Source organism: Hahella sp. NBU794 (genome assembly GCF_050749805.1).
Taxonomy (GTDB): Bacteria; Pseudomonadota; Gammaproteobacteria; order Pseudomonadales; family Oleiphilaceae; genus Hahella.
The window spans coordinates 378,443-393,799 of record NZ_CP192738.1 but is presented as its reverse complement, the minus strand read 5'-3'; the positions used below and the strand labels follow the sequence as shown (position 1 = coordinate 393,799).

Annotated in this window: 13 protein-coding genes; 6 read left to right on the top strand and 7 right to left on the bottom strand. The window is 55.9% G+C overall.

The window, feature by feature from the left end; translation table 11 throughout:
• The first annotated feature begins 51 nt into the window (after positions 1–51).
• Positions 52–1,968, top strand: coding sequence for a 5'-nucleotidase C-terminal domain-containing protein (locus ACQYWX_RS01725; RefSeq protein WP_431687679.1), 1,917 nt, complete (start codon positions 52–54; stop codon positions 1,966–1,968).
• 39 nt (positions 1,969–2,007) lie between these two features.
• On the opposite strand, the gene arfB is transcribed toward ACQYWX_RS01725, so the two are convergent.
• From arfB to ACQYWX_RS01710, 3 genes are all read right to left on the bottom strand, one after another.
• Positions 2,008–2,427: an alternative ribosome rescue aminoacyl-tRNA hydrolase ArfB gene (arfB, locus tag ACQYWX_RS01720; RefSeq protein ID WP_431689491.1), complete on the bottom strand. Its 420-nt coding sequence runs from the start codon at positions 2,425–2,427 to the stop codon at positions 2,008–2,010.
• Positions 2,428–2,429: 2 nt separating this feature from the next.
• Positions 2,430–3,263: a hypothetical protein gene (locus ACQYWX_RS01715; protein WP_216738939.1), complete on the bottom strand. Its 834-nt coding sequence runs from the start codon at positions 3,261–3,263 to the stop codon at positions 2,430–2,432.
• A gap of 90 nt (positions 3,264–3,353) precedes the next feature.
• Positions 3,354–5,177 carry a P-loop NTPase fold protein gene (locus ACQYWX_RS01710; RefSeq protein ID WP_431687678.1) on the bottom strand — a complete coding sequence of 608 codons (1,824 nt, stop codon included), beginning with the start codon at positions 5,175–5,177 and terminating at the stop codon, positions 3,354–3,356.
• A 321-nt stretch (positions 5,178–5,498) separates the two neighbouring features.
• Between ACQYWX_RS01710 and ACQYWX_RS01705 the strand changes: the two genes are divergently transcribed.
• Positions 5,499–6,038, top strand: a complete 540-nt coding sequence (locus tag ACQYWX_RS01705; RefSeq protein WP_216739001.1) for an HNH endonuclease — start codon at positions 5,499–5,501, stop codon at positions 6,036–6,038.
• 25 nt (positions 6,039–6,063) lie between these two features.
• Here ACQYWX_RS01705 and ACQYWX_RS01700 read toward each other — a convergent pair whose 3' ends face one another.
• Both ACQYWX_RS01700 and ACQYWX_RS01695 read right to left on the bottom strand, forming a co-directional pair.
• Entirely contained in the window at positions 6,064–6,978 is a 915-nt protein-coding gene (locus tag ACQYWX_RS01700) for a hypothetical protein (RefSeq protein ID WP_431687677.1), read from the bottom strand.
• A gap of 97 nt (positions 6,979–7,075) precedes the next feature.
• A complete protein-coding gene (locus tag ACQYWX_RS01695) occupies positions 7,076–7,996 on the bottom strand; it encodes an ion channel (protein ID WP_431687676.1) in 921 nt (306 codons plus the stop codon).
• A gap of 252 nt (positions 7,997–8,248) precedes the next feature.
• Between ACQYWX_RS01695 and ACQYWX_RS01690 the strand changes: the two genes are divergently transcribed.
• Positions 8,249–9,211: an alpha/beta fold hydrolase gene (locus ACQYWX_RS01690; RefSeq protein WP_431687675.1), complete on the top strand. Its 963-nt coding sequence runs from the start codon at positions 8,249–8,251 to the stop codon at positions 9,209–9,211.
• Between the two features lie 4 nt (positions 9,212–9,215).
• On the opposite strand, the gene ACQYWX_RS01685 is transcribed toward ACQYWX_RS01690, so the two are convergent.
• Together ACQYWX_RS01685 and ACQYWX_RS01680 are read right to left on the bottom strand one after the other, a co-directional pair.
• Complete coding sequence (locus ACQYWX_RS01685; RefSeq protein ID WP_279500159.1) at positions 9,216–9,860, bottom strand: methyltransferase family protein; 645 nt, start codon at positions 9,858–9,860, stop codon at positions 9,216–9,218.
• Positions 9,861–9,917: 57 nt separating this feature from the next.
• Positions 9,918–10,235: a GIY-YIG nuclease family protein gene (locus tag ACQYWX_RS01680; RefSeq protein WP_216738933.1), complete on the bottom strand. Its 318-nt coding sequence runs from the start codon at positions 10,233–10,235 to the stop codon at positions 9,918–9,920.
• A 486-nt stretch (positions 10,236–10,721) separates the two neighbouring features.
• On the opposite strand from ACQYWX_RS01680, the gene ACQYWX_RS01675 reads away from it, so the two are divergent.
• The 3 genes from ACQYWX_RS01675 (at position 10,722) to ACQYWX_RS01665 (ending at position 15,297) form a co-directional block, all read left to right on the top strand.
• Positions 10,722–13,211, top strand: a complete 2,490-nt coding sequence (locus ACQYWX_RS01675) for an ExeM/NucH family extracellular endonuclease (RefSeq protein WP_431687674.1) — start codon at positions 10,722–10,724, stop codon at positions 13,209–13,211.
• Between the two features lie 81 nt (positions 13,212–13,292).
• Complete coding sequence (locus ACQYWX_RS01670) at positions 13,293–14,036, top strand: substrate-binding periplasmic protein (RefSeq protein ID WP_431687673.1); 744 nt, start codon at positions 13,293–13,295, stop codon at positions 14,034–14,036.
• 109 nt (positions 14,037–14,145) lie between these two features.
• A complete protein-coding gene (locus tag ACQYWX_RS01665; RefSeq protein WP_431687672.1) occupies positions 14,146–15,297 on the top strand; it encodes a GNAT family N-acetyltransferase in 1,152 nt (383 codons plus the stop codon).
• Positions 15,298–15,357 lie beyond the last annotated feature (60 nt).

Below are 15,357 nucleotides of genomic sequence, written 5' to 3'. Positions count from 1 at the left end.
GCTCCGATAACAACGAACTTCAACACTCAAATTCACTGTGGAGCATGTCTTATGGCGCCTTTTCCTTTAACGCGCACAGGCGCAGTATTGTGCGCGTCGATCGCACTCGCCGCCTGCAGCGACAGCAACAACACCCAAAGCAATGACGACTCCGGGTTCAGCCTGAGCATCCTGCACATCAACGACCATCACTCCCATCTCGCCGCGTCCACCTTCAGTTACGACGTGAGCGCGCTGGGTCTGCAAACCAAGGCGGATAACGGCTCTGACATCGGTTCGGTGACCGTTTCTTACGGCGGTTTTCCTATGTTGACCAGCCTTGCCGACACCCTGGCGGATGAAAAGCGCAATGTCTTGAAACTACACTCTGGAGACGCGGTCACCGGCACTCTGTATTTCACGCTGTTCGGCGGCGAAGCGGATGCGGAGATGATGAACCGGATCTGTTTTGACGCCTTCGCCCTCGGCAACCATGAGTTCGACAACGGCGATAGCGGCCTGGCGTCATTCCTGAACTATCTGGCGGCGGACGATTGCGGAACCGACGTCCTGGCGGCCAACGTCGCTCCCGGCGACGCCTCGCCTATCGCCCAAGGCTACATCAAGCCGTATGTCATCAAAGAAGTGGGCGGCCAGAAAATTGGCCTTATCGGTATCGATATCGCGCAAAAGACCCAGGAATCCAGCCGTCCTGACGCCGGCACCACTCTACTCGACGAAACCGCCACCGCGCAGAAATACATTGATGAAATCAGCGCCCAGGGCGTCAACAAAATCATCCTGATGACGCACTACACTTACGCCAACGACCAAACCCTGGCTGCGAGCCTGACTGGGGTGGATGTCATTGTCGGCGGCGACTCCCACACCTTGATGGGCGGAGAAACGTTCACCCAACTGGGCTTCAACGTCGTCAGCGACTACCCGAAAAAGGCCACGGATAAAGCCGGGGACGCGGTCTGTATCGTACACGCATGGGAATACGCGCACCTGCTGGGCGCCCTGGACGTCAGCTTCGACGCCAGCGGAAAAGTCACCGCCTGTAGCGGAAATCCTTACATGCCAGTCGCCAAGTCGTTCACCTATACAGCCGCGGATAAAGTCACTAAAACCCTGCCTGCCGCTGACGCCGACCGGGTGACGCAAGCGCTGACCAGCCGCAAGGAAATCGTCTCCACCACGGCGGACGCCATTTCAGAGCGCCTGCTGGCGATTTATGACGATGAAGTGGATACCCTGAAGCAGACCGTGATCGGTACGGTATCAGACAACCTGTGTCTGGTCCGCTGGCCCGGCGAATCGCGCTCCAGTTTGTGCGATGTCGCAGACAACTACGTTAACGGCAGCGACATATCCAATATCGTCGCCAAAGCCTTCCTGACCGTGACGCCCACAGCCGATATCGCCATCCAGAACGGCGGCGGCGTGAGAACGGACATTCCCATGGGCGACCTCACCGTGGCGGACGCCTTTACGTTGCTTCCCTTCTCCAACACCCTGGTGACGCTGGAGATGACAGGACAACAAATCGTCGACGTGCTGGAGGATGCGCTGTCGAATACCTTGGATAACAATGGCTCTTCCGGCTCCTACCCCTACGCCGCCGGCCTGCGTTTCAATGTGGACGCCTCACAGGCCAAAGGCGCGCGCCTGTCCAATGTGGAGGTGAACTCACGTGTGGCGGGGGACTGGAGCGCCATCGACCTGAACGCGACCTACACCGTGGTCACCAACGACTTCATCGCCTCCGGCCAGGATGGCTACAACACGTTCGCCACGCCTTATAACGCCGGCCTGTATGTGGATACGTTCACCGAGTATGCGCAGGGATTCGTGGATTATGTGGACGCGCTCACCGAAGACGGCATGACCGTGGCTAAACTGCCGATCGCCGAGTACAGCACTCAGCAGTATATTGGCCGCGACGGTTGCAATCACAGTCTGTCGGCGGACTGCGAGAACTATTAATCAGGCAGGCCAATATCATCGCCATATTAATAATATAAATCAGTCGTAACGGTTCACTCGCCCGCGGGAGGATTTGACCTGAGCGCGCTTGGTTTTGCCGTCCAGGCGTCGGGTTTGTGAGCCCTTGGTAGGCTTGGTGGCGATGCGTTTCTTGCGCGTCGCCATCGCTCCCACGATCACTTCCTTCAACCGCACCAGCGCGTCCTCGCGATTTTGCTCCTGAGTGCGATATTGCTGGGCTTTAATGACGATAACGCCGTCTTTGGTGATGCGCTGATCGCTCAGCTCCAGCAGCCTTTCCTTGTAAATGTCCGGCAACGACGACGCCCTGATATCAAAGCGCAGATGCACGGCGGAAGACACTTTGTTGACATTCTGCCCCCCCGCGCCTTGGGCGCGGATGGCTTGCATGTCAATTTCATGGTCGGGAATGCTGACTTTGTTGGAAATCTCCAGCACGATTACGAAGCCTCCGGGTCCGTGTATGTGGTCAGCCGGTTTTTCCATCCCGGCAGCCATTTTTCCTTTTCGATAGGATTTGCGGCGTTATGCGCCCGTCTTTCCAGCACAAAGATCGCCGCCATCCGGAACGCCAGCAAAGGCGTCCTTCCCTGCTCAAAGCGATCCATCTCCTCCAGCACCTGCTTCAGGCCCCAGCCCTCGCCTTTGTAGCGCTCCGACTCCGACAGGCCGTCGCCTTTGAAATTGACGTAATCAATCAGCGCATAGGCCCCGCCGCGGGTTTCGCTCAAGCGCATGACCCGCAGACGGATGGTTTCATGGCTGCCGACCGGCGCAGATTCAATGATCGCTTCCAACGACGTGGACGCCCGCTGAAACATAAAGGCGACCTGCTGCGCTTTAGTACGTTCCAGAAAGCCCCGCAGTTCCTCAACCTGCGGACTGTTCTGAACCGCCAGAAACGCCTGTCGGGTTGGCCAGGGGGCGTCGAGCGGGTCCAGCTCCAGTATCCAGGAAGGAGCGACCACGCCTTGCGTCAGCATGTATTGAAACAGCAGAGGAAAGCTTTCCTTGAACTTCTCCTCAACACCTGCGGGATACCAGATGAAATGACCGATTCCCAGGGATGGAAACGCTTCTCCCTGATTCCAGGTCACCAGACATTCGCGCTTGCCCGCGCATTCATTTTGAAAAACTTTGCGCCCTACCCAGTCCAGATCCGCATCGCCAAGATGCAGTTGCGGACTGGATGTAGTCTCTGCGCAAGCGGAAAGGAACACTGTCACGGCGATAATCAGCGGCCGCAAACACCCGCCCAAAACTCTACTCAGCATAAAACGTACGATCAATAACCTGCCTTAAATACTCACTTTACTGGTATGCGGCGGGAATTGGTATCGGGTAAAGGTTGGGGGCGTCCTGCTTCAGCCCTTCAGCACGGGCTCAATCTCCTCGGTTTCAATGGCGGGCAGCACAAACGCCTTAATCGCCGGAATGAGTTTGTCTTCCCATGCCGGCTCTTTGATGATCGTCAGAACGTCATGATCGATGCGGCCCAGGCTGTCGCCGTCTTCCAGCGGTTTCACCCGCTCGCCGCGCAGGAATTTTTTCCAGTAATGCAGCCCTTTCTCGCCAAGCTGATCTGGATGATCGTTGACGTATTCCATCGCAAACAGCGCAACCATCATGGGATAAGCGAGAGGTTGCCGCTGTTCGCTCAGGCCCGGCGCTTCATCCTCGGTCTGCAGCCAGTCCTCCCGCAGGTAGGCGCGCAGCAGGTTATAACCATTATACAGGCGCTTGATTTGCCTGGGATTACTTAACTCGAAATGCTCCAGCCAGTAATAAAACGCTTGTTTTTGCTGGGGCGCCATGCCTTCCGCGTTGGCGCGAGCTGGGGCATCGGGCAGCAGTTTATGAATCGCCATGTGGGACGTTTCCTGCTGCAGGTCAGCCTGAGCGCCGCAAACACTTCCCAAATAGCGCGTTACGGCGGCCGCATCCGGCTCGCTGAGCGTAATAGGCACATGCATGACTTTCGCCAGATAATCCCGCGCAATCGCCTGGGGATTCTGCCACTTGTGCTGCGGGGCCAGCTTTTCGTAATGCATCGCCAGCGCAGTGAGGGCGATCTGCTGGTTGATGGCGATGATCACGGTGACGCGGGGAATATTCATCACCAGACGCAGGGTCTCAAAGGTTTTGACGATGTTTTCATAACTACAGCGATCCAAATCCTCCACCACCAGCAGAAAGCGGCTTTCCGGTCCTTTTTTCGGATTCAGCCGCAGCTCGCAGAGCGATTGCAGATGGTTGTGCATGACCGGAGCGGTTCCCAGATAGTGCCCATAGGTGGGCAGACGCAGATACGTGTTCAACTCCGGCGCCATGGGACTCGCCCAGACCGTCTGAAAGTATTTATAGGAACCCGCCAGCAACAATGCGGGAATATGCGCGGCGATTTTGCCGATGCCTGAGGAGAACACGGAAGTGTCGTCCGAGTATTGCACGCACCAGAATACGATCTGCAATCCCAATACGGCGGCGAAGATACAAATGCGCTCTGACTTCAGTTTCCAGCCGAACTTGAATGTCAGCAGCAGTTTTTGCCGGTTGTGATATCCCAGGTACAGCAAATACAGGATGGAGGACGCCGCCAATACGACGCTGGCGGACATCAGCCAGGACACCATGCCGTCGCCGATTAAATTGGTCACCCAGGTATTGAATCCGGCGTAGGCCTTTAGAAAATGCAGCGCTGCGAGAGCGAGAATAATCACCGCAGCCAGTGAAAAAAGCGCCTTTCCGACCATATTAAGCTTCAAGGAAGAGGATTTCCCGTTCCCTGCCGGTGTTGCAAACGCTGACAATGCCTTGATCGTCTCCTGCGCCAGCCCGGCCTGAGGACTCTCCGTATGCTCGTATTTCCAGGCGTTATACTCGCCGAAGAGAAAGGGCTGCTCCTCACCGTACTTTTCCCGCAGCGTCTTCTTCAACTGCTGAATAAACGAGGTTTTGCCAACGCCCCAATCCCCCATGAGTCCAATGGTTTGATGATCATTGTTAGCCGGGGCGGCCAGAAAGCCGGCCAGGGTGTCCGCCAGAGGCGACCGGTTGAGCATGTCCTCGTCATTGCTGGTTTCTGAGGCGATTTTGGTGGAAGGACGGTAGGCGGACAACGGCGCTTTATTCACTGTCGGCGCACCTCCGACTGTCTGCAACTGCGCCTCTGAAATACTCCCACTCATATCCATGTCCCTGCTCTGAAAGGCTGTTGTTGAAAGTGTAGCAGAGGGAAAGAACCACCCGGTTATTGATGACTGGACAGGCAGCATAAGAAAGCGGTTTCGGGGGACCGTTTCCCGCCATTTTTACAGCGCTTACACTGACCACTTTCAGGAATACAAAATCCGTTCCGGGCGTACAAAAAATCATCGACTTGCTCACTTAATTTACCGAAATACATGGAAAAAACTGCTCACTTGTAATACAACTGTCAGAGTAAATGTATTTCATATAGCACTGGAACGTGCCTAATTGACGAAAGATCAGAGGTGTCCATGTATCCCATGGTACTCAAGATAACGCCGTCAGGACTTCCTCAGTGTTGGCTGGATGTTTACGCCGCCGTGACTGAGATCGTGTGCGATAGGGCGTTATACACATTTGGAGAAATATGCTCCACACTGCATGGCGGGTATAACTCGCAAGGAGTTCAGTCCAGCATTGACGTGCCGCAGATCATCGTTGGCCGCAAGGACCCCAAAGAACTACGCAGCATTCCTCCCCTCCTCAACCGCTACCTTTTTTCCCGAGACAGCTTCCGCTGCATGTACTGCGGCGAAAAATTCCACCACAGTCTGCTGAGCCGCGATCACATCGTGCCCTTGAGCCGTGGCGGTCGTAACGTGTGGACCAATGTGGTGACGGCCTGCAAACGCTGCAACGGGCATAAGGGCGCGCGGCTGTTGAGCGAGTGCAACATGGAATTGCTGGCGGTGCCTTATACGCCGAACCGCTACGAGTATCTGTATCTGGCCAATCGACGCATTCTGGCGGATCAGATGGAGTATTTGAAAAAAGGCTTCCGCAACCTTCTGGTGGCGTAACGGCGGAAGCGCCCCTCAATTTGCTTCAGGTCCCAGAGCACCTGTGGCTTTGATCGCCCAAAAGATGCCTGCGCAGCGCCATGGGCGCGGCGAAGGAAGAGCCTTTCAATGGCGGCCAGGGTTTCGCCGGATAATCCTTACGTTCAGGGGAGTAGCCTGTGAGACAGGTTACCGGCACATCCGCGCAATCATCTCCGTCTACATCGTAGCCTACCGGAGCGCCGGTGGCGTCCAGCACCAATCGGAAGAAGTACGCGGCTTGCTCGTGGGTATCCACTAATTCGTTATCGGCGATGAAGTCGCCCAGTTCCTCCTCCACCGCGCCCACCGTCACTACGCCATCCGCAAAGGAATAGGTGTTGACCATGCCGCGCCCGCCATTGCCGGCGATGGTGTAGACCTGCACACCGCTTTCCGCCAGATCCTCCATCAGACGAATGATGCGATAACTGAGACTCCATACCGGATCATGCTCCGCCCAGCTGCGCACGACCGCTTTGTAGTTTTCCACATTCTCCGCACGCAGGGGCTTTTCAAAAGCGCTGATCAAAGTGGAGGACTCCCATGACAACACCACCGCGTCGATGGGCTCGCCCCAGAAGACATGTTTGCGTACTTCCGCCAACTGCCGCAGGATTTCTTCCTGCGCAGGCTGACCGGGAGTGAGAGGATAAGGCGTCACCTCCACTTGCGGCGCGGAGGCCAGCAGGCTGACGATGTCGCCATGGTATAGCGGTTCCCGCTTGCGGTCGCGATCCAGGTCGACCATGCCATTGAGCCAACCGTCCATGTCCTTGTCTTCTTCGGAAGCGAAGGACTCATCGCCAGGATAAAAACGGTCAATCACCGCCACCCTGTATAAAGGCTGCGTAGGCGCGGGCGGCTCCAGACTGCATGAAGCGCTCAACACCGCCGCAACCATGAAATATGAGAATCCCATAAGCCGGCTCCCGAATATTTCAGTCCTGTCACAATTAATTTAACTATAGCCCATGTCCTGAAGGGACAACGGCGGGATCAGATTTCAACCGGGCCGTCTATCGCGTCATTTTCTTCACGAAAACGACAACAAAGAGCGCCAGGGTGAAACTGCCGACAAAGGCTTCGGTCGCGGCGAACGCACGGGTGAGACCCACCGGGGCAAGGTCTCCATAGCCCAGGGTGGTGAAGGTGACGACGCTGAAATACAGACAGCTCAGAAAATACTGCAATTCCGACCACAAATTGGCGCCGCCGCCCGCATATAGGGCCTGCTCTCCTTCGCGGATGCCCAGGGTGAAATAGATCAGAGAGAAGGCCAGCACCATAAGACAGGAAAAAATAATGACGCGGTCAGGACGCTCACCGTAACCGCAGAATAAATCCACCAGTTTGGAGACGAAGCGCGCGCCGGAGAAAGGCGGCAGCTGGAAACGTCGCATCAGCATTTCTTTCTGGAAAAAATGGCCGGCGGTTTCGAAAAGTCCCTGCTGCTCTGCGACCTTGCGCAAATGCCGATAGATTTCTTCCGCCTGCTGATACAAATCCAGCTTCTGCTCACGATTGGCGGCTTTTTCCGCCAGTTTCTCCTGCAGCAGTTTTTCGCCCCACTGGATGTGTTCAATTTTGGTCTGCTCAAACACCGCCCCCAACAGGTTGCAGTCCTGCAGGTTGGCGCAGTGTAAATTCGCCTTGCTGAGATTGGCTTTCATCAGGGAAGAGCCCCGTAAATCCAAGTGAAAGCAATGGGCTCCTTCCAGGTTGGCGCGGTAAAGATCGGACTCCACCAGTTGATAGCCGCCCTTGGCGTTGCGCCGCACCAGATCAACCCCGGACAGTTCCGCACGGCTCAGCTTGAATCCGCGCATGGGCTCGCCCGTACGGGCGCGTTGCTCCAGCTGAAACTTCAACTCATCGCTTTCTTCGCGATCGGCGTCGCGCCAATAACTGTCGTCAGGGGGTTGGGTGTCAGCGTTCATAGCCTGGTTCTCCACCGCAATCAGCCTGGGCGTCATATTCATGTAGAAGCAAAAGACGCGTTGATTTACAGATCAATCTCAGTGTAGATCAGTGTGGAGAATTCGGCCGCGCCGCCACTCAGATTCAAGGCTAGACCGTTGCCTCGGCGGCTCCGGATTTGATTAAATGTCCGCTTACGGCAGCCCTTAGATCCCGTGTCCAGCGACGCTCACAGGGCTCCTGTCTGTCAGTATGGATTTACAGGAAACAGCATGCGCATGTCTCATTCCGCTCAGATTTTCCGGGCCGGGTTTCTCATCGCTGCGCTGACCCTGCTGTCGGCGTGTTCCGAGATCAAATACGGCCTGTACGATCTCGCCATGGACTTCGAACGCTCCCAGGCGGGCGTGACTCCCAAAAGCCTGGAGACCCAGGGGCGTCATTTCGCTTTTCTGGAAAATCAGGCGCCGCCGGACGCCGAAACGATCCTGCTGTTGCATGGCTTCGGCGCCAGCAAAGAAAACTGGCTGCGTTTCATACGCCATCTTCCCCCGCGCTATCAGATCGTCGCCCTCGACCTGTTGGGCCATGGCGACAGCAGCAAGGACACCAGCATTCCCTATGATATCGACGATCAGGTCGGCTACGTGCGCGCCTTTACCGAAGCCGCCGGCCTGAGCCGTTTTCACTTGATGGGAAATTCCATGGGCGGAGCGATTTCTTCGATGTACGCCGCCGAATATCCAGACAGCGTCGCTTCGTTAGTGCTGATGGACCCCGCTGGCGTGTATGACTTTTCCAGCGAGCTGGAAACGCGCCTGCAAAAGGGAGAAAACCCGCTAATAGTGAGAAAGCCGGAGGATTTTGACGCCCTCATGGAATTCGCCATGGAGGACAAGCCTTTCATTCCCTGGCCGATTACTTCCGTGCTCACGGAAAAAGCCATCGCCAACACGGGCATTTACGACCATATATTCGCGGAATTGGTGAGAGAGCGACACCGCTATGACTTCAAGCAAGTGTTGCTGGACATCAGAAGCCCCACCCTGGTGCTGTGGGGGAAAGAAGACCGGGTGATCAACTATCGCAATGCGGAGGTATTCACCCGGCAGATCGCCAATTCACGCAAGATGATCATCGATGGCGTCGGCCACGCGCCGATGATCGAAGCGCCGGAGGAAACCGCGGAAATCACCCTGGTTTTCATGCGCCTGCTGGAAGCGGAAAAGGGCTGAACGCTTAATCCTGCCAGCCCGGCCCTATGGCCTTACCGAAACGGGGCAGCCAGCGGGGCGCCCGTTCGCAGTAACGCTCATAGGCTTGTCCGTATGCGCGTCGCAGAGCGGCCTCCTCCAATCGCGTTTGAATGGCGATCATCCCTGCGCCGATGAGCAGGCACGCCAAAGTAAACAGTGACGGCAGCGCCAGAAACAGCCCAATCTGGCCGATATATACGCCAGCGAACAACGGATTACGGCAATAACGGAAAGGCCCTTGAGTCAGCAACTGCGCCTTGCCGTCAGTATCAATGCCCGAGCGCCAGTCCGTGTGCATGTAGGAATGCACGTAATCAATCAACCCAAAAGAACACAGCAGCAAGCCGACTCCCGTCCACAACACCGCCGGCGTGTATAGCGCAGGAAATACGCCAAGATAGGCGTCCACATCGGGATAGAACACCCGCGCCACCGTCACCGCCAGAATCAGTAAACGAAACAGATTGAACACCCAGCGCACGAACCAGCTTTTGCTGGCGGCGGAACCGTAATGAATATGACTGACGCCGGTGCGCTTGCGCAGCCCCAGGCTACGACAGGTGTAATGCACGCCAATCATGGTGAAAAAAATAGCCAGAAAGTGGCTGACGATTACGTCCGTGGACATCGTGTTGTTCTCCCATCTCACTTGGTGAAGGTCGCATCAGGAACGCGGGACCTGTCGTCACAGGCCGAAGCAACTACGATTCAACTCCCGAAAAGCGTTATCCAATACATTTTCTTCTATCAGGCGCAGTTTGCCACTGCGTTTTAGTTTTTTAATCTCAATTTCCCGGCGGCTTGCGCTGGCGCGATCGTGTCCCGCCTCCACATACAGCAGACGCACTGGCTTACGCCCGCGAAAATACTTCGCCCCATTGCCCTGCAAATGATCCCGAAAACGTTTCGCAGGGTTATTGGTGATGCCGGTATACAGCGAGTTATCGCTGGCCAGCAACATATACACGCACCAACTCATCGCGGCGACTTCATTTTCCGACACCGTTCGGACCACCTGTAGTTTTATTGGTATGCCGCCAACTTGGCTTTGAAGATGACGAAGGGAGGATTTTACCCCAGTCCACTGGGATTTGTTGACTGAACATCTCGCCATAAAAGGCGATTTTCAGGATGCGCATTTTTTGACCTTCACGTCAGAAAATGCACTCTTGTTGATCATATGGTCAAATAATAAACAGAGCCTGACTCTATCCCGGATTAGTCCGTCCAACTTCGCCAGACTCCGGCTGACGCCTCATAAGCAATTGATTTGCCGCTTATTAAATCCGTTTTGTTTGCAGCTGCCTCTATTGTCCGAGTAATAGGTATTTATATTTATTGTAACCAGGTCACATTACGCTCTTCCCCCGCCTTGATCGTGGCATAACGCTTGCTCTAAGCTCTCGTCCGGTTATATCTGGCTGGAGTCAGAGCAGTATTGGCCGGACGCACTTTATACAATCCTGGTTGTAACTCGGAAATAATTAAAATGAAATATCCTGAAAACAGCAGACGCCGCGCCCTCATGGCGGCGATGATCACCGCGTTCCCACTCTCCGCTCAGGCGGACCTCATCATTTCGGAATACGTGGAAGGTTCTTCCAACAATAAAGCCCTGGAATTCTACAACACCGGCAGCGACGCCGTAGAACTCAGCGCCTATGAGATCGCCCGTTTTAAAGACGGCGCAGAAACTCCTAACGCCTACATGACCCTGCCTTCGTTTTCCCTGGCGGCCGGCGCGGTATATGTGCACGCTAACAGCGGCGCTAATGATGGCTTGAAAGCGCTGGCCAACAGCACCTCAACTGACGACGCCATCGGATTTAATGGCGGCGATTCCGTCGTGTTGCGCCTGGTTGGCGGCGCGATCGTCGACCGTGTGGGAACGCTTAAAGAAGGCGCAAGCGCTTACCTGAAAGATGTCACTCTGTCCCGTACAGATACGACCGCCAACCCGGATTTTAACCAGGATCAGTGGCAAACACTGGCGAAAGACACCTTCAGCGGGCTGGGCAAAGCCCCTGGCGCGGACGGAGGAGATGGCGGCGACGGCGGCGATCCTGCGCCGACCCTGGGGGCCTGCGGCGAAGCAGCCACACTGATCAGCGCCGTACAAGGCAGTGCTGACGAAGTGGCGATGAAAGACCAGACCGTGACCGTTGAAGGCATAATCACCGGTTTTCGTAACAACGGCTTCTTCGTCCAGGAAGAACCTTCTGACGAAGACGGCAATCCCCAGACCTCTGAAGGCATCTTTGCATTCAGCAATGGCGGCGGCTCTCTGACCCTGGGCAATCTGGTGCGTATAAAAGGCGCCGTTTCCGATTACCACGGCAACAGCCAGATCAGCGTCTCCGAACTGGCGGATTGCGGCGCCACTGACGCCGTCGCCACGGTCACGCCAATCACCCTGCCGTTTGCTGCAGATCTTAATCTGGAAGCGCTGGAAGGCATGGTCGTCAGCGTGTCTAATGCAGTGGTCGCCAATACTTACGGCCTGGGCCGCTATGGGGAAATTACCATCAGCGACAAGCTGAAATGGACCCCCACTGACGCGGCCATTCCCGGCAGCGCGGAATACGACGCCGTCATTGCGGAAAACAAAGCCAACCTGCTTTACATCGAAGACAATACTTCCAGCCAGAATACCGCCAGCGTCAGCTTCTATCCTGAGTTTGGCTACGACAATCCTATTCTGCTGGGCGATCTGGTGTCCGCCACCGGGCCGCTGAACTTCTCTTACGATGTGTACCGCATCAACCCAATGGCTCCGATTAGCGTCACCTCCCCCGGCCGCACCGCAGCGCCGGAAGCCGCGCTGGGCAATCTGGCGGTGGCCAGCTTCAACGTCCTGAACTATTTCAACGGCGTGAAAAAAGACGACGGTTCCATCGACTACTCCGCCAACCCACGGGGCGCTACAACAGAGGACGAGTTCCTGTTGCAACAGGCGCGCATCGTCAAAGCCTTGAAAACTCTGGACGCGGATGTCGTAGGCCTGATGGAGCTGGAGAACGACGGTTTCGGCGACGACTCCGCTATCAACACACTGGTGACGGCGCTAAACAATGAAATCGGCGAAGACGCCTATACCTACGTGTCGACGAAAGACGGCAGCAAGCCTGGGACGGATCAAATCACCGTCGGCCTGATTTATCGCGCCGCCAACGTCACCCCCAAAGGCGACGCCATTGTGGTCGATATGCCCGAGCAGACTCTAGGCGCAGAAACCGCCGCCATGCGTCCTTCTCTTGTGCAGGCGTTCACTCACAAGAAAACCGGGCAGAGCTTCGCCGTCTCCATCAACCACTTCAAATCCAAGCGTTCCAGCAGCGCCTGCGATAACAGCGCTCCCACGGATATCGACCAGATGCAGGGCAACTGCAACCCGTTGCGCGTTTCCGCTGCGGTCACCCTCGGCGAAGCCTTGGCGACGCTGGGTCTGCCTGAGCGCATTCTGATCCTGGGCGACCTGAACGCCTACTCCAAGGAAGACCCAATTTCCGTGCTGACCGACTACAACCCGGCCACCCACGGCTACACCATCAAAACCGCCGCCAACACTGGCATGGACGCAGGGGCCGCAGTGGAAGTAAGCAAAAACTATGGCTATGCTTTGGTTGCTGAAACCCATGATGCGGAAGGGTTCTCTTATACCTACGACGGCGCGCAAGGCAGCCTTGACCATATCCTGGCCAGCCGCGCCGCCATGGAGGATATCGTGGATCTCGATCACTGGAACGTTAACTCCATCGAAGCCTACGCCCTGCAGGCGGACGGCCTGTTCAAATACTACAAAGACTCCACCGGATATTTCGGCGTCGGCCCCTATCGCAGCTCCGACCACGATCCGGTTGTGGTGACGATGGACTTAAAGTCCACGGACAAAGGCAAGGATGACGGAGGCGGCAGCCTGGGTCTGCTGAGCATTCTGGCTCTGCTGACCATGCGGTTCGCACGCCGCCGCCCGATGTAAGTAATTCAGGGGGCAGAACTTCGGTTCTGCCCCCTTTTTGCAGTTCGCTCCGATAAAACGACCAACTATACAGGAGTCAAAATGCGCTTAATCATCTCGGTCATCACTTTCATCTCCCTTTCCCTGGCGGGCTTCGCCAGATCCGAACAGCTCATCTTCAACTCTGCGGAATTCAGCCCCTTCGTTTACGAGGAAAATGGCAAGATGGGGGGACCCGTCACCGACGTCATTCTGCTCACCTGCAAAAAGATCAATGTGGAATGCAGCATCAAACAGGAATCTTTCAGTAAGTCGGAAGAACAGGTAAAAGCCGGCGTCGTCAATGGCGTTTATCTGGTGAGCTGGAGCGAAAGCCGCGCGGAATGGATGTACTACACCCTCCCAGTTCTGCGCACCAGCTGGGGATTCTTCGTGCCGGCGACGGACAAAAAGGACTACCTGACCCTGTCCAGCTTCAGCGGCCAAAGGGTGGGCGTGTTTGGTCCGTCCAGCAGCTCCAAGACGCTGGATCGCATCAATCCTGTGGTGAACATGGACATACAATTGTCCAAGGACGATCTGGGCAACCTGAAAAAACTGATTCAGGGACAACTCGACTCTGTCTATATCAATCGCGATGTGGGCCTCGACCTGATGCGGCAAAGCGGGCTCGCGGACAAAGTCCGTTTCGCCTGGACCCACACGGAACGCAACTATCACATTGGGTTCAGCAAAAAAACCGGACGCAAACTGGTGAACCAGTTCAATAAGGCGCTGCGTAAAACCTATGAATCCGGCGAGGCGCGGGAGATTCTCGCCCAGCGCGGCCTGGAATCCGTCATGTAATCTCCTTCCGCCGGACGGCGCAGGCGTCGCTCCGGCTTTTCCTTTACGGCGAACTGACCAATAATGGGCCAAATTCCTGGTTTCATCGAAACATGCATTGGGCCCGAGTATGACAGCGCTGCGCGCGGAGTTTATCGACAGCATTGAAGCCGTCTCCCCCGTTCAATGGAATCAGTTGAGCTGCGTGGACAACCCTTTTATCCGTTACGAGTTTCTGCACGCCCTGGAGACGACCGGCTGCGTCACCGGAACAACCGGCTGGCGGCCGCAACATATTCTGATCCGCGACGCCCAAGACGTCTTAGTCGGCGCTGCGCCCTGTTATCTGAAATCCCACTCCTACGGAGAATATGTGTTCGACTGGGCCTGGGCGGACGCCTACCATCGCCATGGTCTGGAGTATTACCCGAAGCTGCTCACTGCCATCCCTTTCACGCCCTCCGTCGGACCGCGTCTGTTGGTCTCCGCCAACGCTGAGCGGGAGCGCGTCTCACTGGCGATCAGTCACGCCATGGGCGAACGCATACATCAAACCGGCGCCTCTTCCTGGCACTTGTTGTTTCCAGACGAAGCCACGCGGAAAAGTCTGAGTGAAGACAAATCTCTGCTGTTGCGCCACGGAACCCAGTTCCACTGGCTCAACGAAGGCTATGCGTCCTTTGATGACTTTTTGCTGGCGCTAGCCTCACGCAAACGCAAGAACATCCGTAAAGAACGCCAGGCAGTGCTCAACCAGGGCATTGCATTCAAGGTGATCGAAGGAGCGGATGTGGGCGAGTCTGAACTGGAGGCTTTTTACGACTTCTACCAGTTAACTTACCTGAAACGAGGACAGCGGCCCTACCTCAGCTACGCCTTTTTCCAGCGCCTGATTGCTGTCATGCAGGAGCAGGTATTTCTCATCCTGGCGCAACGGGAGCAGCGCTACGTCGCCGGCGCCTTGTTCCTGAAGAATCAGTCAACACTGTTCGGCCGCTACTGGGGCTGTACTGAAGAGTTCAATCACCTGCATTTCGAGACCTGCTATTACCAGGGCATCGATTACTGCATTGCGCATAAACTGCTGCGCTTTGACGCAGGCGCTCAAGGGGAGCATAAATTGCTGCGAGGATTTCGGCCCACGCCCACCTACTCCCTGCATAGAATCGAGCATCCCGCTTTCCGTCAGGCCATCGCCAACTTTCTGGATGAAGAACGCGAAGGCGTCAGTGAGTATGTTCGCGACGCCAATGCCCACCTTCCCTTCAAGCAGGCTGAGTAAGCAGAACAAGACGCCCTGCAACCGCTTTTTTCACACTGCAGTTTCGCACCCTGAAAAGTT

Excerpts from the sequence above, each read along its gene's own strand:
- ACQYWX_RS01705 (WP_216739001.1), top strand. The coding sequence starts at position 5,499 with ATGGTACTCAAGATAACGCCGTCAGGACTTCCTCAGTGTTGGCTGGAT.
- ACQYWX_RS01670 (WP_431687673.1), top strand. The coding sequence starts at position 13,293 with ATGCGCTTAATCATCTCGGTCATCACTTTCATCTCCCTTTCCCTGGCG.
- ACQYWX_RS01710 (WP_431687678.1), bottom strand. The coding sequence starts at position 5,177 with ATGAGTGGGAGTATTTCAGAGGCGCAGTTGCAGACAGTCGGAGGTGCG.
- ACQYWX_RS01715 (WP_216738939.1), bottom strand. The coding sequence starts at position 3,263 with ATGCTGAGTAGAGTTTTGGGCGGGTGTTTGCGGCCGCTGATTATCGCC.
- ACQYWX_RS01665 (WP_431687672.1), top strand. The coding sequence starts at position 14,146 with ATGACAGCGCTGCGCGCGGAGTTTATCGACAGCATTGAAGCCGTCTCC.
- ACQYWX_RS01725 (WP_431687679.1), top strand. The coding sequence starts at position 52 with ATGGCGCCTTTTCCTTTAACGCGCACAGGCGCAGTATTGTGCGCGTCG.
- ACQYWX_RS01685 (WP_279500159.1), bottom strand. The coding sequence starts at position 9,860 with ATGTCCACGGACGTAATCGTCAGCCACTTTCTGGCTATTTTTTTCACC.
- ACQYWX_RS01695 (WP_431687676.1), bottom strand. The coding sequence starts at position 7,996 with ATGAACGCTGACACCCAACCCCCTGACGACAGTTATTGGCGCGACGCC.
- ACQYWX_RS01700 (WP_431687677.1), bottom strand. The coding sequence starts at position 6,978 with ATGGGATTCTCATATTTCATGGTTGCGGCGGTGTTGAGCGCTTCATGC.
- ACQYWX_RS01690 (WP_431687675.1), top strand. The coding sequence starts at position 8,249 with ATGCGCATGTCTCATTCCGCTCAGATTTTCCGGGCCGGGTTTCTCATC.
- ACQYWX_RS01675 (WP_431687674.1), top strand. The coding sequence starts at position 10,722 with ATGAAATATCCTGAAAACAGCAGACGCCGCGCCCTCATGGCGGCGATG.